Annotated in this window: 21 protein-coding genes and 1 pseudogene; 15 read left to right on the forward strand and 7 right to left on the reverse strand. The window is 41.8% G+C overall.

The genetic code is table 11. The annotated features are described in order from the left end of the window. The 5 genes and pseudogenes from ENH88_RS19810 to lolB all read right to left on the reverse strand — a co-directional run. A pseudogene (locus ENH88_RS19810) lies at nucleotides 1–91 on the reverse strand (aminoacyl-tRNA hydrolase); the annotation flags it as partial. 17 nt (nucleotides 92–108) lie between these two features. Next, nucleotides 109–714 (reverse strand): 50S ribosomal protein L25/general stress protein Ctc, encoded by a 606-nt coding sequence (locus ENH88_RS19815; RefSeq protein WP_304184971.1) that lies wholly within the window; start codon nucleotides 712–714, stop codon nucleotides 109–111. A gap of 160 nt (nucleotides 715–874) precedes the next feature. Beyond that, the gene (locus ENH88_RS19820) at nucleotides 875–1822 is read right to left on the reverse strand and encodes a ribose-phosphate pyrophosphokinase (protein WP_304184972.1); all 948 of its coding nucleotides are present in this window, start codon (nucleotides 1820–1822) and stop codon (nucleotides 875–877) included. Between the two features lie 76 nt (nucleotides 1823–1898). Continuing rightward, nucleotides 1899–2780 (reverse strand): 4-(cytidine 5'-diphospho)-2-C-methyl-D-erythritol kinase, encoded by an 882-nt coding sequence (gene ispE, locus ENH88_RS19825; protein ID WP_304184973.1) that lies wholly within the window; start codon nucleotides 2778–2780, stop codon nucleotides 1899–1901. A 1-nt stretch (nucleotide 2781) separates the two neighbouring features. Beyond that, nucleotides 2782–3369 (reverse strand): lipoprotein insertase outer membrane protein LolB, encoded by a 588-nt coding sequence (lolB, locus tag ENH88_RS19830; RefSeq protein WP_304184974.1) that lies wholly within the window; start codon nucleotides 3367–3369, stop codon nucleotides 2782–2784. A gap of 83 nt (nucleotides 3370–3452) precedes the next feature. Here lolB and hemA point away from each other — a divergent pair, with 83 nt between their 5' ends. From hemA to ENH88_RS19895, 13 genes are all read left to right on the forward strand, one after another. Continuing rightward, entirely contained in the window at nucleotides 3453–4709 is a 1257-nt protein-coding gene (gene hemA, locus ENH88_RS19835) for a glutamyl-tRNA reductase (protein ID WP_064668072.1), read from the forward strand. Nucleotides 4710–4716: 7 nt separating this feature from the next. Then, nucleotides 4717–5802, forward strand: coding sequence for a peptide chain release factor 1 (gene prfA / locus ENH88_RS19840; protein ID WP_304184975.1), 1086 nt, complete (start codon nucleotides 4717–4719; stop codon nucleotides 5800–5802). Between the two features lie 2 nt (nucleotides 5803–5804). Beyond that, a complete protein-coding gene (prmC, locus tag ENH88_RS19845) occupies nucleotides 5805–6647 on the forward strand; it encodes a peptide chain release factor N(5)-glutamine methyltransferase (RefSeq protein ID WP_304184976.1) in 843 nt (280 codons plus the stop codon). 50 nt (nucleotides 6648–6697) lie between these two features. After that, nucleotides 6698–8239, forward strand: a complete 1542-nt coding sequence (locus tag ENH88_RS19850; RefSeq protein ID WP_304184978.1) for a response regulator — start codon at nucleotides 6698–6700, stop codon at nucleotides 8237–8239. Between the two features lie 43 nt (nucleotides 8240–8282). Then, entirely contained in the window at nucleotides 8283–8657 is a 375-nt protein-coding gene (locus ENH88_RS19855) for a SirB2 family protein (protein ID WP_304184980.1), read from the forward strand. Between the two features lie 123 nt (nucleotides 8658–8780). Beyond that, nucleotides 8781–9608 (forward strand): tetratricopeptide repeat protein, encoded by an 828-nt coding sequence (locus ENH88_RS19860; RefSeq protein WP_304184981.1) that lies wholly within the window; start codon nucleotides 8781–8783, stop codon nucleotides 9606–9608. Nucleotides 9609–9624: 16 nt separating this feature from the next. Continuing rightward, nucleotides 9625–10878, forward strand: a complete 1254-nt coding sequence (locus ENH88_RS19865) for a DUF819 domain-containing protein (protein ID WP_304184982.1) — start codon at nucleotides 9625–9627, stop codon at nucleotides 10876–10878. A gap of 10 nt (nucleotides 10879–10888) precedes the next feature. After that, the gene (kdsA, locus tag ENH88_RS19870; protein WP_304184983.1) at nucleotides 10889–11743 is read left to right on the forward strand and encodes a 3-deoxy-8-phosphooctulonate synthase; all 855 of its coding nucleotides are present in this window, start codon (nucleotides 10889–10891) and stop codon (nucleotides 11741–11743) included. 119 nt (nucleotides 11744–11862) lie between these two features. Beyond that, nucleotides 11863–12759 carry a transcriptional regulator GcvA gene (locus ENH88_RS19875; protein ID WP_145240653.1) on the forward strand — a complete coding sequence of 299 codons (897 nt, stop codon included), beginning with the start codon at nucleotides 11863–11865 and terminating at the stop codon, nucleotides 12757–12759. A gap of 1 nt (nucleotide 12760) precedes the next feature. After that, nucleotides 12761–13393, forward strand: coding sequence for an alpha/beta family hydrolase (locus tag ENH88_RS19880; RefSeq protein ID WP_304184986.1), 633 nt, complete (start codon nucleotides 12761–12763; stop codon nucleotides 13391–13393). Nucleotides 13394–13417: 24 nt separating this feature from the next. Beyond that, nucleotides 13418–13786 carry a DUF423 domain-containing protein gene (locus ENH88_RS19885; RefSeq protein ID WP_304184987.1) on the forward strand — a complete coding sequence of 123 codons (369 nt, stop codon included), beginning with the start codon at nucleotides 13418–13420 and terminating at the stop codon, nucleotides 13784–13786. A 38-nt stretch (nucleotides 13787–13824) separates the two neighbouring features. Further along, nucleotides 13825–14910, forward strand: coding sequence for a 23S rRNA (cytidine(2498)-2'-O)-methyltransferase RlmM (gene rlmM / locus ENH88_RS19890; RefSeq protein ID WP_304184989.1), 1086 nt, complete (start codon nucleotides 13825–13827; stop codon nucleotides 14908–14910). A gap of 175 nt (nucleotides 14911–15085) precedes the next feature. Continuing rightward, nucleotides 15086–15439 (forward strand): YkgJ family cysteine cluster protein, encoded by a 354-nt coding sequence (locus tag ENH88_RS19895; RefSeq protein ID WP_304184991.1) that lies wholly within the window; start codon nucleotides 15086–15088, stop codon nucleotides 15437–15439. Nucleotides 15440–15496: 57 nt separating this feature from the next. Here ENH88_RS19895 and cysZ read toward each other — a convergent pair whose 3' ends face one another. Then, nucleotides 15497–16207, reverse strand: a complete 711-nt coding sequence (gene cysZ, locus ENH88_RS19900; RefSeq protein ID WP_414704871.1) for a sulfate transporter CysZ — start codon at nucleotides 16205–16207, stop codon at nucleotides 15497–15499. Nucleotides 16208–16469: 262 nt separating this feature from the next. On the opposite strand from cysZ, the gene ENH88_RS19905 reads away from it, so the two are divergent. After that, nucleotides 16470–16943 (forward strand): nuclear transport factor 2 family protein, encoded by a 474-nt coding sequence (locus tag ENH88_RS19905; RefSeq protein ID WP_304184993.1) that lies wholly within the window; start codon nucleotides 16470–16472, stop codon nucleotides 16941–16943. Between the two features lie 101 nt (nucleotides 16944–17044). After that, nucleotides 17045–17665: a sulfotransferase gene (locus ENH88_RS19910; RefSeq protein ID WP_304184994.1), complete on the forward strand. Its 621-nt coding sequence runs from the start codon at nucleotides 17045–17047 to the stop codon at nucleotides 17663–17665. Here the strand turns inward: ENH88_RS19910 and ENH88_RS19915 are convergent. Further along, nucleotides 17656–19059 carry a hypothetical protein gene (locus ENH88_RS19915; RefSeq protein WP_304184995.1) on the reverse strand — a complete coding sequence of 468 codons (1404 nt, stop codon included), beginning with the start codon at nucleotides 19057–19059 and terminating at the stop codon, nucleotides 17656–17658. The genes ENH88_RS19910 and ENH88_RS19915 overlap by 10 nt on opposite strands. Between the last annotated feature and the right edge of the window lie 291 nt (nucleotides 19060–19350).

A 19350-nucleotide genomic window follows, 5' to 3' on the forward strand; every position in this document is an offset into this window, starting at 1 on the left:
GCTCGATGAACCAAGCACCTGCATTGTGGCGTGTGTTTGCGTATTCGGGGCCTGGATTAGCCAGGCCCACAAGCATTTGAATAGAATTCAAGGTGCAAACCTTAAAAATTATTCTGCAGCTTCGTCTTCAACTGGCGCAGCTTTGTTAGCTTTGATAGTTACGATAGACTGGTCGTGATCAGCACCTTTCGCTAAATCAACAGATGAAACACCTGCAGGAAGTTTAACGTCAGAGATGTGGATTGAGTCACCAGCAACTAGGCCAGCTACGTTAACTTCTACGAATTCAGGTAGTGACTTAGGAAGACACGTGATTTCGATTTCTGTTAATTGGTGAACAACAGTGTTACCCGCTTTAGTTACCGCTTCTTCACCGATGAAGTGAACTGGCACTTTAGTGTTAAGTTTGTGAGTAGCGTCTACACGTTGGAAATCAAGGTGAGTGATTTTAGGCTTGAACGGGTGACGTTGGATATCTTTAAGGATAGCTTCAACTTTTTCACCAGCGATATCAAGAGTAAGAATGTGAGTGTAGAAACCTTCACTTTCTTGTGCTTTGATGATGTCTTTGTGTTCAAAAGTAAGTGATGCAGCTTCTTTGTCAGCACCGTAAAGGATCGCAGGGATTTTATCTTCACGACGTAGGCGGCGGCTCGCACCTGTACCCGTAGCTGTGCGTAATTCTGCATTAAATGTATATGTTTCGTTAGACATAATGTCTCCAATAAATAAATAGTGTAGGGCCTTTGCGACCAAGGTCCCTAGCCAAAAGGCGCGCTATCATACCACCACCACCAATTAAAAGAAACACAGCACATAAAAAAAGCGCCAATGAGGCGCTTTATTCTGTCAGGGTGTTTTTAACTAAATAGTTTTAGTGTTCAAACATCGCTGAAATAGATTCTTCGTTGCTAATACGGCGAATTGTTTCCGCTAGCATGTCTGCAAGTGTTAACACTTTAATTTTATCAATTGCTTTTAATTCAGCAGACAGTGGAATTGAGTCAGTTACAATCACTTCATCAATTACTGAGTTACGAATGTTTTCAAGTGCTTTACCAGAAAGTACAGGGTGAGTTGCGTATGCAAATACACGCTTAGCACCATGTTCTTTAAGTGCTTCCGCTGCTTTACATAAGGTACCGCCAGTGTCGATCATATCATCAACGATAATACAGTCACGACCTTCGACATCACCAATGATGTGCATTACTTGAGAAACATTTGCTTGTGGGCGACGTTTATCAATGATAGCAAGATCGGTGTCGTTTAATAATTTAGCAATAGCACGGGCACGTACTACGCCGCCGATATCTGGTGATACAACAACAACATCATCAAACTGACGCTCTTTCATATCTTCAAGTAGCACAGGGCTACCGAATACGTTATCAACTGGTACATCAAAGAAGCCTTGGATTTGCTCAGCGTGTAAATCAACCGTTAGAACACGGTCAACACCTACACTTGATAAGAAATCGGCAACTACTTTTGCTGTGATTGGTACACGGGCAGAACGTACTCGACGGTCTTGACGCGCATAACCAAAATAAGGAATGACGGCTGTTATACGACCTGCAGATGCACGACGTAAGGCATCAACCATAACGATTAACTCCATTAAGTTATCGTTAGTAGGAGCACAGGTTGATTGCACAATAAAAACGTCCGAGCCACGAACATTTTCATTAATTTGAACACTGATCTCACCGTCGCTAAAACGGCCAACAACAGCATCGCCAACTTCAATATATAAACGTTTTGCAACTTTTTGAGCTAACTCAGGTGTTGCGTTACCAGCGAAGAGCTTCATGTCAGGCACGGTAGGGTTCCTCAGGCACTGAATTTTTGGACTAATAAGCGATACATTAAGCATAGCTTATTAACTTAAACTTTATTTACTTGTACGTTACTTCATTGCTTAAATGAATAGCGTTCAACTGCGTATGGGCAGGAGAGATATTAACGCTGCTGGCAATAAAACCGTCCCAGTTATGGGGGAGATTTTCAAGAACATGTTGCGCTTCTTTTTGCGTGGCAAATTCAACAAAACAGCATGAACCTGTGCCAGTCATCTTCGACGGAGCGTATTTTAGCAACCACTGGAGGGTCTTTTCAACCTCAGGGCAGAGCTTTTTAACTAAAGGCTCACAATCGTTGCCTAATGTTTGCTGTTGCCAGTCGCCTTTTAGCTTCGGTGTGTCACGTTTTAAATCGGGATGAGTAAAAATTTTTGCGGTGCTAACATGTTCACTTGGGTGTACCACACAATACCACTTTGACGGTAGCTCAACATCGAGCAACTTCTCGCCAATGCCTTGAGCTAGGGCGCTTTTGCCGTTAATGAATACAGGCACATCAGCACCAAGTTGCACGCCAAGTTGTGCTAATTCTTGCAAGGATAATTGACAGTGCCATAATTTATTCAGTGCTAAAAGTGTACTTGCGGCATCGGAAGAGCCACCGCCAACACCGCCTCCCATGGGCAATATTTTAGTTAAATTTATTTTTGCACCAAAAGCTGAATTACTGTGTTTTTGTAATAAAACAGCCGCTTTATAGATCAAATTATCTTGAAGTGGAATATCGAAGGTGTCGCCAGTGACTTCAATCGCTGTAGTTTCACTCACACTAAAAGTGAGTTGGTCGCCGTAATTTAAAAATGTAAATAAGGTTTCCAGTTCATGATAGCCATCTTCACGACGGCCATTTATATGTAAAAATAAATTCAGTTTTGCTGGAGCTAATAACGAAAAAGAAGTCATAGTGTGCTTAGTCATGTTAGTCAAAGTGCCACTCATAGAGTTGAATTTTTATTTTAATATCGCGGTGTTTTAATGTGAGTTTTTTAGGCAGCCAAAAGCCTGCATATTGTTGATAGTCAGCGTAGTTTATTTGCCATTTAGCGCCATTTGCTGCATGCCACGTTACACTCTTAGCTCGGCTAAGTTCATCTACTTGTAAACTAGCATCGTCAACAGTACCTTTTAACCAGTCATCGGCATTGTCCATTGGGATAGTAAAACCAGTGAGTCGGGCAAGTAAACGCGATGCATTTATATCATGATAAACCTCATCATCGTATTCAAGCTCAGCACCGTGACTATTTTGTGTTAATGCCAAAACACGGGTACCAATAAAGCTAGTTAGAATGAGTTGGTTTAATTCATCCTTTTGTTGCCAATTTAAGTTTGCTGATTGGCGTTCATCAGGACTAATAAAAGCCAGTTTTCCTGCTACTTGCCAGTTACTTTGTTGTGATAATTGCGACTTCCAATCGTCATAAAGGGCAGTTTGTGGCCGAATTTGCTGTGCGCAGCCACTTAAAAATAAAAAAAATATGAGTAAAATCAAATATAGTCGAATCAAATGTCGTTCCTTACTTTCCATATTCCGCTGATTTTTGGTAAAATTATCGTCTTTCGAGCACGGCTTAGCAATATTTGGCACATATGACCATAGTAGCACTTGGTATTAATCATAAAACCGCATCTGTAGAATTACGCGAAAAGGTTGCCTTTTCGCCTGAGCAATTGTCAGAAGCATTACAGCAACTGAGTGATCATGATCAGTTTAATGAAGCGGTTATTGTGTCAACCTGTAACCGTACAGAAATCTATTGTAGCCTTGCTCAGCAAAATTCCCAAATACTGTTGCAATGGTTAGCTAGTTTCCATGGTTTGGATGAATATGAACTGAGCAGTAATGTATATTGCCACCAAGATAACGACGCGATTAATCATTTAATGCGTGTATCGTGCGGACTCGACTCATTGGTGCTCGGTGAACCGCAAATACTGGGTCAAATTAAGCAGGCTTATAATAGTGCTAAAAATCACAACTCAGTAAGTGTGGTGTTTGATCGGTTATTTCAAAAAACCTTTTCGGTAGCAAAACAAGTTAGAACGGAAACCGATATAGGCGCCAGTGCCGTATCAGTTGCTTATGCTGCGGTTAATTTAGCCAAACATATATATGGCAAGTTAGATAAAACCAAAGTGCTATTAATTGGTGCTGGCGAAACAATTGAGCTGGTAGCTAAGCATTTATATCAAAATGATCCACAACAGATCACCGTGGCGAATCGCACCATCGAGCGTGCGCGTTTACTGGCAGAAGATGTTAATGCCGACGTTATTGCGTTAGCACAGTTGCCAGAACGTTTGCATCAAGCCGATATAGTCATTAGTTCGACTGCCAGCACTTTGCCGATTATTGGTAAAGGGGTGGTTGAACAAGCGCTAAAACAGCGCCGTAATAAGCCCATGTTATTTATTGATATTGCTGTACCGCGTGATATTGAGAGCCAAGTGGGTGAATTAGATGCTGCCTATTTGTATTCGGTAGATGACTTACAGGCAATAGTAAGCGAAAATATCGCCTCAAGAGAACAAGCTGCCGATGAAGCGCAAGTGATCATTACTCAGCGCTGTGCGGAATTTGCGATGTGGATGCGTTCACTCGACTCTGTCGATTTAATTCGCAGTTACCGCCAAGATGTACATGATATAAAATCTGAACTGGTTGATAAGGCGATAAGCCAATTAAATACCGGTAAAGATGCAGAACAAATTATTTTAGAGCTGGCCAACAAATTAACCAACCGCCTGATGCACGCGCCTACCCGTGCAATTCAAGACGCGGCAAAAAAAGGTGAAGTTGCCCAGTTAAGCCAATTAAAGAAAATGTTAGGTATTGATCAGGAATAGCAGTTACATGAAAGAGTCCGTATATCGTAAGTTAGAAACCTTAGTAGAGCGTTACGAAGAAGTGCAAGCGCTGCTAAGTGATCCGTCAGTTATTAGCGACCAAAATCGTTTTCGTGCGCTTTCAAAAGAATATTCTGAGCTGGAAGAAATCGTTAAAGCGTTTTTGGGCTATCAAGAAACACAAGGTGATGTAGCTGCTGCAGAAGAGATGCTCAAGGATTCAGACCCTGATATGCGCGAAATGGCGCAAGAAGAATATAAAGAAGCGAAAGCGCAAATTCAAGTAATTGAAGAGCAAATACAAGTGTTAATGCTGCCAAAAGATCCGCGTGATAACAACAATGTATTTGTTGAAGTACGTGCCGGAACGGGCGGTGATGAAGCCGCTATTTTTGCCGGCGATCTGTTCCGCATGTACACTCGTTATGCCGAAACTAAAAAATGGAAAGTAGAAGTTGTCAGCACCAACGAAGGTGAACACGGTGGTTACAAAGAAGTGATTGCTAACATCAGTGGTGAAGGTGTGTATGGACAATTAAAGTTTGAATCTGGTGTGCACCGCGTGCAACGTGTTCCAGAGACTGAATCACAAGGGCGCGTACATACGTCAGCCTGTACCGTTGCGGTGATGGCTGAAGTGCCAGAAGCGGAAGCGATTCAGATTAATGCGGCAGATTTAAAAGTTGATACTTTTCGTGCATCCGGCGCCGGTGGTCAGCACGTAAATAAAACCGATTCAGCTATTCGCCTTACCCATATACCGACCGGGGTTGTGGTTGAATGTCAGGATCAACGCTCGCAACATAAAAACCGCGCTAAAGCGATGTCAGTATTAGCGGCACGTTTACAACAAGCTGAAGATGAAAAACGCCACGCTGCAGAGGCATCAGAGCGTCGTAACTTAGTGGGCAGTGGTGATCGTTCAGAGCGCATACGTACTTATAACTATCCGCAAGGGCGTATTACCGATCATCGAATTAATCTAACGCTTTATCGTTTAAATGAAGTGGTTGCAGGTGATTTAGGCTGTGTTGTTGAACCGCTGATGCAAGAATACCAAGCTGATTTATTAGCCGCAATGGGTGATGAATAATCGTGACAGACACGGTTGAATCAGCAATAAAACGGGCTACTTTGCTATTGCAAAGTAGCACCGACAGTGCCAAGTTGGACGCGCAAGTTTTATTACTTGATGTGTTACAAAAACCGCATAGTTATTTATTTAGTTGGCCTGAAAAACAGCTCAGTGCAGCGCAGCAGCAGCAATTTGATGAACATTGTCAGCGCCGTTTAAATGGTGAACCCGTTGCTCATATTACCGGTTTAAGGGAGTTTTGGAGCCTGCCTTTACAAGTTAACTCAAGCACCTTAATACCCCGCCCTGATACCGAAACACTGGTAGAACATGCCCTTGGTTTAGCTTTACCTGCGACTGCCAAAGTGCTTGATTTAGGCACCGGCACGGGGGCGATAGCCCTTGCGCTTGCCAGCGAAATGCCAAATTGGCAAATAACCGCTGTTGATAGAGTGGCTGATGCAGTTGCACTGGCGAATACCAATAAGCAGCGCTTAGGTTTTACTAATGTGAACTTTGTGCAAAGTGATTGGTTTAGTGAAGTGGCTACACAACAGTTTGATTTAATTGTTAGCAACCCGCCCTATATTGAACACGACGATATTCATTTAAGCCAAGGCGATGTACGTTTTGAGCCGCTATCGGCATTAGTGGCCGATGATGACGGTATGGCCGATATAAAGTATATTATTAGCCAAGCGCGCGATTTTTTAACCCCCAATGGCATGCTTTTAATAGAGCATGGCTATCAACAAAGTACTAAAGTGCATAGTTTTTTTGCAGAAATGGCGTATACAAATATACTTACAGTTAAAGATTTAGCAAATAACGATCGTGTAACGCTCGCACAGTGGCCTGGATAACGATAACAAGCACAGTGCGAGAGCAGCATAACCGCCTTTGAGGACTCAGTATGATGGATGATTTTTTGTTTTCGGACGAACCGCAAGAAGAGATTTGTGAAGTAATAAAGGGCACATGGAAAGTTATTATTGTTGATGATGAACCAGAAGTTCATGCTGTTACTAAACTTGCATTAAGTGATTTTGAGTTTCAAGATAAGCGTTTAGAGTTTATCAGCGCATACTCAGGTGCTGAGGCAAAAATACAAATAGATAAAAACCCAGATGCTGCCATTGTACTGCTTGATGTGGTGATGGAAACCGACGATGCAGGCTTAAAAGTCGCGCAGTATATTCGTGAAGTTGCTAAAAATAATCATATTCGTATTATCCTTCGTACAGGCCAACCAGGCCAAGCTCCAGAGCGCCAAGTTATCGTTAATTACGATATTAATGACTATAAATCAAAAACTGAACTGACCGCGCAAAAGTTATTTACGGTAGTGATGTCGAGTCTGCGCTCTTATCGCGATATTTTATCAATTGAACAGTCTCGCCAAGGGCTTGAAAAAATAATTAAAGCCTCTCGTGATATTTTCTCTGCTCATTCTCTTGATCACTTTATTGAAGGTGTAATGCAGCAATTAACTTCGTTGCTAGGTACGGTCGATCAAGCTATGTACGCAACGAGCTTAGTGGCAGGCAACCCGCAAGATAATCAACACAAATTGGTGGTTTTTTCCGGGCGAGGCGATTTTGAACGCAGTGAAGGCAAAGCAATTGAAGAAGTACTGAATACCGAGCAGCTATTAGCGTGTCAACAAGCGCTCAGAGATAAAACCATTGTCTATAAAGATAATTACCTGTTTGCATACTGTTGCAGTGAACATAACCATAATTCAATGCTGTTTATTTCCGGAATTCCTAAATACCTAACAGACACGCAGCGCCATTTAATTGAGATATTTTCGCAAAATGTACAACTGGCGTATGAAAATGTGCAATTACAATCGGAAATTGAAGCAACTCAGCAAGAGCTGGTGTTTCGTTTAAGCGAAGCACTTGAGCAGCGCTCTACTGAAACCGGAAACCATGTGAAACGGGTTTCGCATATATGCCATACTTTAGCGCTAGCTTATGGCTTATCAAAACGTGAAGCCGAACTAGTCCGTTTAGCATCGCCATTGCACGATGTTGGTAAAGTGGGCATTCCAGATGCTATTTTGAATAAACCAGCAAAATTGAGCGCAGAAGAATGGGAAGTGATGAAAACCCACACCCAAAAAGGCTTCCTCATATTAAAAGGCTCGCGCCGCGAAATTGTTAATGCGGGGGCGGAGATTGCACGTGATCATCATGAAAAATGGGATGGCACGGGTTACCCACATGGACTTAAAGGGCTTGATATTCATGTGTTTGGGCGTATTGTTGCGCTTGCTGATGTTTATGATGCACTACGCCATAAACGTTGTTATAAAGATGCGTGGACAGTTGATGATGTTGTTAATGAAATCAACCAGCAAAAGGGCAAGCACTTTGAGCCTAAACTAGTCGATGTATTTAATGATCATCTTGAAGAGCTGGAACAAATATTGACGCGTTTTCCAGATTAATATAAAAACCGTTTTTTAACATTAAAAGAGTAGTTAGGGGCATATGGATTATTTAGCAGTAAAACACACACACATGGCAATTGCAGTTTTAAGCATTGTTTTATTTTATGTACGTTCATTTTCTCGTCTTGGTAGTGGCGCCATCGCTAAAAATAAATTGGTATTTATTGGCAGTCATGCAACCGATACCTTGTTACTTATTTCAGCTATTACCTTAATGGCGATGGCTAAAATGAACCCGTTAGAGCAAATGTGGTTACTTGAAAAAATTATTTTCGTGGTGGCTTATATCGCACTCGGTATTATTGCCAGTAAACAACAAAAAGCTAGCATCAAAGTACTGTTTTTAGTTGTCACAACCGCGGTCATAGCGTTAATTGGTAAATTGGCTGTCACTAAAACTGCTTTATTTCTTTAAAGTAGTGACTGTGCAACGGGGATTTTTTACCTTTGCACAGTAAACTTAGCTACGGCGTTGGTAACTGCCCTAAAAACTAGGTAAACTAGTCGTTCATTTTCTATTTAAGATGTTGCCGTATAAATGACCACCCCTTGGTTTGAAGATCAAAATGAACCCTATCAAGATGAGGCTTTTGACACATTCGTTCCCCAAGCGTTGTATCGTTGTATCAGCGCAGAAGCGAAGTGGGATCCACACGCCGATTTAAGTGATAGCTTTGCCACCTTAAACGACTTTGAAACGCAAGTCAGCGCACTGTGCCAACAACACGCAGATATTCACGAACGCTTTGATGCGTTAGTTGATATGTTTTTTACGACGTGGTTATTTAGCGTATCTAGCCTGAAAGTACCCGAATATACCCTCAATAGTTTTAGCTATATGTTAAGTATGCGCAGTGGCTCAGAAACCACTTTGGCAATTTTACTATGCCACTTACTTAACCACGCTGATTTTGATGCCAACGTGACGATTAATAATAGCGAAATAAATGTCCATGTTGCCATCAGCGATGAAGAAGGCTATTTGTTGGAGCCAAGCTCTGGTCAACAAAGTTGGTATATCATTCCTGAAAACGCCAGTGAAGAAAATGGCGATGAGCAAGAGCCACTGGAGCTTATTTTTGACGAAGAAGTGTATAAGCTTTACTTAGCGCAACAAAAGTGGGCCTTCATTACCAGCAACAAGTTTGGTCATGCTTTGAGCTGTGTTGAGATGTTGATGGAGTTAATAGGCGATGACCCGTACGAAAGGCGCGACCGAGGCTATTTACTTAACCAACTAGATTGTCCGAAAATGGCTCGTGACGATTTACAGTTTTTTATCGATGAGTGCCCAGATGATCCTGCTATTGAAATTATCCAGCATCAACTAGAAGAACTTGAAGATAATCACAAGACTCACCATTAACTTTTAAGGAATTTATATGGCTGACGCCCATACGGCTCTGATCACCAATGACGCGGTTGTCTTTGGTTTATTAGCAGTAATATTAGGCTTTATTTTTAAAACATCGACCAGTCAAAATAGTGCACTGAAAAAGTTTTACAAATATGTCCCAGCATTATTACTGTGCTATTTTTTACCTTCACTACTGAATACGTTTGGCATTGTTGATGGTCACTCATCCAATGTGTATTTTGTCGCATCACGATATTTACTGCCAGCGTGCTTAATTCTACTAACCATTAGTATTGATTTAAAAGCTATTATTAACCTTGGCCCGAAAGCATTGATTATGTTTTTAACCGGTACAGTGGGTATTGTGATTGGTGGCCCATTGGCTATTTTGATCATGAGCGCGGTGTATCCAGAAGCCGTTGGCGGTCACGGCCCTGATGCCGTATGGCGTGGTATGACAACCATCGCAGGTAGCTGGATCGGCGGTGGTGCAAACCAAGCGTCGATGAAAGAAATGTTTGAAGTGGGTGGTGATATATTCTCAGCTATGGTCACGGTAGATGTGATCGTCGCCAATTTATGGATGGCTGTATTGCTATTAATGGCTGCCAATCATAAAGCCATTGACGCAAAAACCGGTGCCGACACCAGCGCGATTGAAGAGTTGAAAAGCCGTGTTGAGAAGTATCAGGCCGAGCATGCACGGATGCCAACAATGAATGATTATATTATGATCATTGCCATCGCGTTTGGTATTACTGGACTTGCACACTTTTGTGCCGATTTCTTAGGGCCTTACTTTGGCGCTAATTTCCCATGGGCACAAGAATACAGTTTAAACAGTAAATTCTTTTGGTTGATCGTTATCTCGACGACGATTGGTATTGCATTGTCGTTTACTAAAGTGCGCCATATTGAAGCCTTTGGTGCATCGAAGGTCGCTTCTTGCTTTTTATATATTTTGGTTGCCTCAATTGGTCTACATATGAATATCACCGCGATAGTCGAATCGCCAATGTATTTTGTTATCGGCTTAATTTGGATGCTAACCCATGCTAGCTTAATGCTCATTGTTGCTAAAATTATTAAAGCGCCATTATTTTATATGGCCGTCGGTTCGCAAGCGAATGTCGGCGGCGCTGCATCGGCACCTGTGGTGGCGTCAGCATTTCATCCATCGTTGGCACCGGTTGGCGTGTTACTAGCCGTACTCGGCTATGGGGTGGGTACTTATATGGCTTATATTTGTGGATTAATGATGCAAGCAGTTGCACCTTAAGGAATGAAAAATGAATAACCAACTGATTAAGATTAATAACATTGAATTGGCAAACGAAAAACCGTTTGTATTGTTCGGTGGCATGAATGTTTTAGAATCACGCGATCTAGCAATGCGTATCGCTGAGCATTATGTTGAAGTGACCACTAAGCTTAATATTCCTTATGTATTTAAAGCCTCGTTTGATAAAGCAAACCGTTCATCAATCAACTCATACCGTGGACCTGGTATGGAAGAAGGATTAAGAATTTTTGAAGAAATCAAAAAAACCTTCAATGTGCCTTTGATCACTGATGTTCATGAACCACATCAAGCAGCACCGGTAGCAGAAATTGTTGATGTAATTCAATTACCCGCCTTTTTAGCGCGCCAAACTGATTTAGTGGTTGCGATGGCGAAGACTGGCGCGATTATTAATGTTAAAAAACCACAGTTTTTAGCCCCGCACGAAATGCGCCATATCATTACTAAATTTGATGAAGCAGGTAATGACAATATTATCCTGTGTGAGCGCGGTTCAAGTTTTGGTTATAACAACTTAGTGGTTGATATGCTCGGTATGGATGATATGAAAGCAATGGCGCCGGTTATTTTTGATGCCACTCATGCATTACAACGCCCAGGCGGACGTGCCGATTCTGCCGATGGTCGGCGTGCACAAGCCGCTGAACTTGCTCGCAGCGGCATGGCATTAGGTATTGCAGGTTTATTTATTGAAGCGCATCCAAACCCTAATGAAGCTAAATGTGATGGCCCATGTGCACTGGCACTAAGTAAGCTGGAAGGCTATTTAAGCCAAATGAAAGCCGTGGATGATTTGATCAAGAGCTTTGGTCCACTGGATACCAGCGCCAGCGACTTGTAATCGCAAAGCGTGATAAGAAAAGCGACTTAGGTCGCTTTTTTTATGTCTTGAATATACACTTCCTTGGCATATGTATATAATCTTATCCATAAAAAAAACTAATTCTAAGTTTGATCACTATGTCTCGACGTGTTCCGCCACTAAACGCATTAAAAGCATTCGAAGCTGCTGCCCGCCATTTGAGTTTTACTAAAGCGGCGGAAGAATTGTATGTCACGCAGGCGGCGGTGAGCCATCAAATTAAAACCTTAGAAGAGCACCTTGGTTTAAAGCTATTCCTACGTAAAAATCGTTCATTATTACTGACCGAAGAAGGCCAAGGTTACTTTTTAGATATTAAAGAAATATTTACCCAGCTTATTGATGCCACCGAAAAGCTCTTAGCACGTGGCGCGAAAGGCTCGTTAACAGTAAGCCTAACGCCAAGCTTTGCTATTCAATGGTTAGTACCACGATTGAGCTTATTTAACGAACTACACCCTGAAATTGATGTGCGGATAAAAGCCCAAGATCAAGACGAAAACTCACTCACTGATGATGTTGATGTCGCTATTTATTATGGCCGTGGTCATTGGAGTGGCGTGCAAACCCATAAACTGCATACCGAATACTTAGTGCCCTTGTGTAGCCCTATGTTATTAACTGGGCCAAAGCCTCTGGATCAGCCTAGTGATTTGGCTAACCATACTTTACTGCACGATACTACCCGCAAGAACTGGAAAACCTGGATGAAAACCGCGGGTGTACGTAACGTGCAAGTAAACCAAGGGCCAATATTTAGCCACTCATCTATGGTGTTACAAGCTGCGGTGCATGGTCAAGGAGTTGCCATTGGTAATAGCGTGCTTGCTAAACCTGATATTGACGCTGGACGTTTAGTTATTCCGTTCAATCATAGTTTAGAAAGTAAAAATGCCTATTATTTAGTGAGCCGTGAAACGCAATCTGAATTAGGTAAAATAGTGTCGTTTAAGCAGTGGATGTTAAGCCTCGTTGAGCAAGAACAAGAGTATTAATATGATTGAATGGATCAAAAGTAAGTCACCTGCTAAAGCTCAGTTTATTTTTGCCCATGGCGCCGGAGCAGGTAGTGACTCTGAATTTATGCAACAGATGGCGCAATTAATAGCAGCGCACGATATTGATGTTGGCTTGTTTGATTTTGAATATATGCAAATCGCCAAGCAAACCAACAAGCGCAGGCCTCCAGATCGGGCGCCTAAACTGTTGGATTATTTTGCGCATATATTAACCTTTACACAGCCTAATCTGCCGCTGTTTATTGGCGGCAAGTCAATGGGCGGGCGGATGGCATCAATGCTTGTCAGTGAAGAGCGAGTAACAATGTCGACAATTTCAGGCGTATTGGCATTTGGCTATCCATTTCATCCACCAGGTAAGCCTGACAAGTTACGCATTGATCACTTTGGCAACATAGCATGCCCGTTTATGGTGCTTCAGGGGGAGCGCGATACGTTTGGCACTCGTGATGAATTAACTCAGATGCAACTTGATAAGCGTCCTGATTTTGTCTGGCTGGCTGATGGCGATCATTCCTTAAAGCCGCGTAAACGCAGTGGTTTTACAGAGTTAGGTAATGTGCAAACTGCCGCTGAGCATGCAGCAGGTTTTATCAAGCAGCATATCTAAAAGCATCTTTTATAGGAAAAAATCATGATTAAACTATTTTTAATGGCTGGCAGTTTATTTTGTATGCTCTCTGTGGTGTTGGGCGCATTTGCGGCCCATGGCTTAAAAAGCCGAGTGTCTGAATACGCGATAGGCGTATTTAAAACCGCAGCAGAATATCAAATGGTGCATGGCCTTGCGCTAATTGCGATTGCCATTTTAATCAAATGGGGAATTAACTTAACTTGGGCTGGTTGGTTTATTATTGCCGGTATTTTGCTGTTTAGCGGTAGTTTATATTTATTAGCAATCACAGGTTATAAGTGGCTAGGGCCAATTACGCCACTTGGCGGGGTCTGTTTTATCATCGGTTGGGTGATTTTATTGGTGCAAGTGGCACGCTTCAAATTTTAATAGAGAATATCGCGCGGGTGCGCAATTAAAGGGTTTTTATGTCAAGTGTAGTGATTTACTGTCGTAGTGGGTTTGAAAATGATGCCGCTGCAGAAATAACATTTCATGCCGCAGAGCAGGGCTTTGCAGGCTATGTAAAAGCAAAACCTAATACCGGCTACGTTATCTATGAATGCTTTGCAGCGCAGCACAGCGATGAAATTATTAAAAAAGTCGATTTCAAAAATATGGTGTTTGCTCGTCAGTGGTTTGCCGGCACTTTACTTGAAAACATGCCAGTTGAAGATAGAGTTGGCGAAATCGTAACAGCAGCAGTCGATTTCCCGCTTTGCTCAGAGCTACGGGTAGAAACCCCTGATACCAACGAAGGCAAAGAGCTATTAACGTTCTGCAAAAAAATCTCTACTCCGCTTAAAAAAGCGTTAGAGAAACAAAACACAGTGCTACGTGAACCGAAAGCTAATCGCCCTGTTATGCACATCATGTTTTTAACCAACAACACCGCCTATGTTGGGCATTCATATAGCTATAATAACTCGCCATTTTTTATGGGCATATTACGACTAAGAATGCCAAGTGATGCACCGAGTCGCTCGACATTAAAATTAGATGAAGCGTTTAACGTATTTATTCCTGAAAAAGATCAAGAAAGCCGCGTACAAGCCGGTATGCGCAGTGTTGACTTAGGTGCCTGCCCAGGAGGCTGGACATATCAACTAGTGCGTCGTGGCATGTTTGTCAGTGCTATAGACAACGGCCCAATGAACGATGATTTAATGCAAACAGGCCAAGTTAAGCATTTTCGTGTTGATGGCTTTAAATACCGCCCAGAAAAAAGAAATATTACTTGGCTGGTGTGCGACATGGTGGAAAAACCAACCAAAGTAACCAGTCTTATGATTGATTGGGCGGTCAATGCCTACGCCAAAGAACTTATTTTTAATCTAAAGTTACCGATGAAAAAACGCTTCGACAGCGTGTATGAATGTCTAACGATGATCAAAGAAGAGCTTAATAAATATGGTATCAGCTATGAATTACAAGCTAAGCATCTTTATCACGACAGGGAAGAAGTAACGGTGCATTTGAACGTCACTAAAGTGCCGCAAAGTCTATACAGTTAATCAGCTTGCAGCGCTTAGATCTAACAAGCACAGCTCTGGCTGTGCTTTGTTGTTATGGGGTAAGTAAGCACCAACATAACGTTGCAAGTAACTACACACAACACGTAATATAGAGTTAATGGAGAATCAGTTACGTTGCGGCAGCAATACACTGCAAAATAAAAGGTAAAGATAGATGTATAAGAATCAAAAAGTAATTTTGCGATTGCGCGCTAATATACCCTCGTTTGAGTGTGTTGAAGGCTGCCATGATTGCTGTGGGCCAGTGACAACATCATCTGAAGAAATGTCGCGATTACCAGTAAAAACGGATGCCGAGCATGAAGCGGCATTAAATGAGTTTAATTGCGTACACTTAGGTCCTAAAGGCTGCACAGTATATGATGAGCGGCCATTAATTTGCCGCTTATTTGGTACTACACCAAGAATGCCTTGCCCAAATGACCGCAAGCCAGAACAGCCTGTAGACATTAAAATAGAGCGCGAAGTACACCATTTTATTGCCAATACACGCCAAGTTTTAGTGTAAATAGTGCTGCAAATCGGGACTTAATAATGGCTTATATTGTCGTCCCCTCTGAGCGTTTTATTCGCGGTAGTTAGGGCGGTATTGATCAACCCATAAACGCGTTGCACCGCACACAGCGACGGGCATAACAATTAAATTCACGATAGGAATGGCTGTAAGTAACAACACTGCTAAGCCGAATCCATACGACAGCGTTTGTTTTTGTTTTAAGTCTTCTTTCATTTCTTTAAAGCAAATTTTGTGATTATCAAACGGATAATCTTTGTATTGCACTGCATACATCCAACAGGTAAACATCACCCATAACACTTGGCCGATAACAGGTAATATCCACAGTAAGATAAAAAAGCCAATGGCACGTGGCAGGTAATAGCACAACTTTGTCCACTCTCGGCCAAGCATTCGTGGCACATCTTTCACTATCTCCGCTAAGCCATCATCATTAACCGTTTGGCCCGTTAAGTGCAGCTCAACTTTTTCGCTAAGTAAGCCATTAAAGGGCGCGGCAATGAAATTAGTGATCACCGAAAACAGCATACTGTAACTAAATAAAATCACTAATACTGCAATCGGCCACATTAGCCACTCCAGCCAACTTAACCAGGTTGGTAATAGCTCATTTAAATAAGCGAAGCCATCGGTAAGCCAGCCATATAAAAAGAATAACGAGCTACCAAAGAGCACGATATTGATTAATAAAGGAATAAATACAAATCGCTTCAAGCCTTTTTGGGTAATTAATTTGAAGCCCGAAAAAAAATATTCCATACCCTGCGTAAATTGCACGTTAAAACCTCAGATCATATCAACATTGCTCACAGTATAAGTTGCTCAGCTTTTTTGAACAGTATTTTTGCGTAACAAAGTGTTTAAAATCCAGCGTGTAACAGCGAGGTCTGAATACATTATTGATTGCCATTGAGGCGCATAAAAGAAAGTGCAGTAAATAATTGTATCAATATTAACGCTGGGCTATGGTTTGTAGATTAATTGATACGAGAGCTGCAATCAGCTCGCCAGGATGCCCCAAATGACTATGAGTAAACGCTATTTTTTGTCGTTGTTATTGGTTCCACTTTTAAGTTACGCCAATACTGATCCTTTACAAAATAAAATGCGCGGTTTAGATGCCGCATTGTTTGATGCTTTTAATCATTGTGATAATCCAGCGCAATTGGCGAAGCACGCTAGTTATTTTGCCAAAGATGTCGAGTTTTACCATGATAATGGTGGGGTGACTTGGGATCGTGATTCCATGATAGCCAATACCAAGAATTTTGCATGTGGTAACTATACGCGGGAGTTGCTCAGCGGCACGTTTGAAGTGTTTACCATTAAAGATTTTGGGGTGATGACCAAAGGAACCCACACATTTTGTCAAGATGGCGGCAATAAATGTGAAGGTAAAGCCGATTTTGTGATGCTTTGGCATGACTTAGGCGACAAATTAGAAATTACCCGAGTATTGAGTTATGGGCACCGTAGCAATATGGATAATAAATAACGGAGCTTGCGGTTAAACTTCGGCTTAGCTTTGTTGTTGCTCTGTGGGTGATGCTGCCATTTAGGTATATACTAACCAGCCTTTTTATATGAGCGTCTGTGATGTCTAAGATTTTTATTATTGGCCTACCAAGAACCGGCACCACCAGTATCAGCGTTGCGTTGTTAGAGATGGGCTTGCTCGTTGCGCATACCGCGTTTACTAAAAAAGCCTTTGAAATGGCTGATGCTATATCTGACGCGCCATGCTTTAGTGATTATAAGCAATTAGATTCGTTATTTCCCAATGCGAAGTTTATTTATTTAAATCGTGACCTTAGGGCGTGGTTGCCATCCATCACTATGCTGCTTGAAAAAATGGCGCCACATCTTGATCTTAAAACTGGGCACTTTAGCCCGGTTCTAAAGCGCAGCTTTCACCAAACCTTTCCCACTATTCATCCACTGAGTGAGCGCGAGTTGGCTGCTTGTTATACTAAACATCAGCAGGCGATATTTAAGTATTTTAAAGGTCGTGATGACTTTTTATCGCTTGATGTGAGCGTGCAGGGCAGCCTGCTAAAGCTAAAACAATTTTTGGGAATGCCGACAGATGGCGATACTGACTTTGCGAAATTAAATGTTGGCCGCAATGTCGCCAACTGGCGTGAGTATAAACACCCCAATAAAGTGAATGCTAACTTGGCTGGCATAGAGCATCGCAAGTTCTTTGATTACTGTTGATTTTTGGCTGATTGAGGCGCTTCACTAGTTGCTGAACTGCGAATGTTGCCACTGCTATAAAAACTGAGCTTAGTGATTAATTCGGGCAGGAGTTGCTCGCTATTATAATCATAAATTTTATTCATTTGTGTTACGTGAAATGCACCTTCAATACGCGAAATATTTTTTAGTGCCCAAGCTTCAACTGAATCTGAGCGAGTAAACTGCTCGGGCATTTTTTCTTTATCATCAAGTAGTGTTTGCCATAATTCGTTTTGGATCTGTGCGGGGGTCCCTGTGAATTGTTCTAGCGCATCGTTTATCCAGCCCATGCCAATGTCGTTATAGGCGTTTAAGATATTGTTATACAATTCACGTCTATTCGAGTCCGAGCTAATATTATCTTGCTGTGCGACAAACTTACCGTTGTCCATTTGGTAATACTGTTTATTCGCTTGGTAATTGGTTTGCTGCGAAAGGTAGTTAAACAAGTTAGGCTCGCCGTCTTTATCAACTTCATTGAGCATCGCTAATACATCATCGTTTTGATGGGTTTTAACTAAGCTCATCATGTCGATAATACCGCTGCTTTGCTCAAGTGTCGTTTCCGATAAGTGGCTATTTAACTGGATAAGTTGGCCTTCGCTAAAGGTTTTTTCCATTAATAAATTGGCATAATCGTTTGCTAATTCATATTTTGCCATGTTGGCCCTGTAGTTTGATTTAAACCAATTTATGTTTTCAGGCATGCTGATCATTACTAATGTTTCATTACCATGCTCATTTTCACCGATTGGCGACACTGGTTTTTTATAATCATTCCCTTGCTGTAATAGCTCACCCATGGTTGCAATTGTACTACTTAGGGCGTCATCTGAGAGTTTGCTCAAAGATGAAATTAATTGCTCACTACTATTTTTGTTTTCCAGGCCAAACTGATGGCGAGAGGTTGTCACAGCAAATTGAGTGAATGCAGCCAGTTCTTCATCACTCATTTTTTGTACGAGCTCAAGCAACTCAGCGGTTGGCTTGAGGTGTTGAAACATGTTTTTCAACTCACCATCTAGGCGATCTACCTGATCTAAAAATGCGTTAATATCATCAGGGTTGGTAAATTCACCGTATTTGTAACTACGTTCAGCAAACGGTTTATTTATGTCTATTGGGCTTGAGCCGATGCCGTATTTTTTCATACCCAAAATGGGATTCAGATTTGGGCTGTAGATGAAATCAATATTGCGGCCACGAAAAGGGTCTGGTGCTAGTTGGCTAATGGGCTGTTCAATAGCGATGACATAATCAGTTATAGCTTCTGAGTCGTTCACTTTTACTGTTGCGCTCGAGGTGCTAGCTGATTTTTCAAGCGTATTATGAGTTATTAATTGTTGGGCTTGTGCAGTGTTTGGTAGTTTCATTGCTATTCCTTTAACGACACTTTAAATATCTATCGACAGTGGGCGGCAAAGCTTGAGGAAATAGCTTATTTATTTAAGGCCATTGCTAGTACTACAGCAGTTAGTTGAGCATTAAAATGTAGCAGTACGACAAAAGTTGTAACAGATATACCCAAACCACCTCAAGATACGAGTTTCAGTTGGAATTAAAAGCGATTTAGGCAAGGCATTGATTGCAAATAATAGTGGTTCTATTGTTAAAATCAATAACGCAGTATCAATCGCTTTTAAACCAACCCGTTGGGCGTTTCA

Source organism: Pseudoalteromonas prydzensis, from assembly GCF_011050055.1.
Lineage (GTDB): Bacteria > Pseudomonadota > Gammaproteobacteria > Enterobacterales > Alteromonadaceae > Pseudoalteromonas > Pseudoalteromonas prydzensis_A.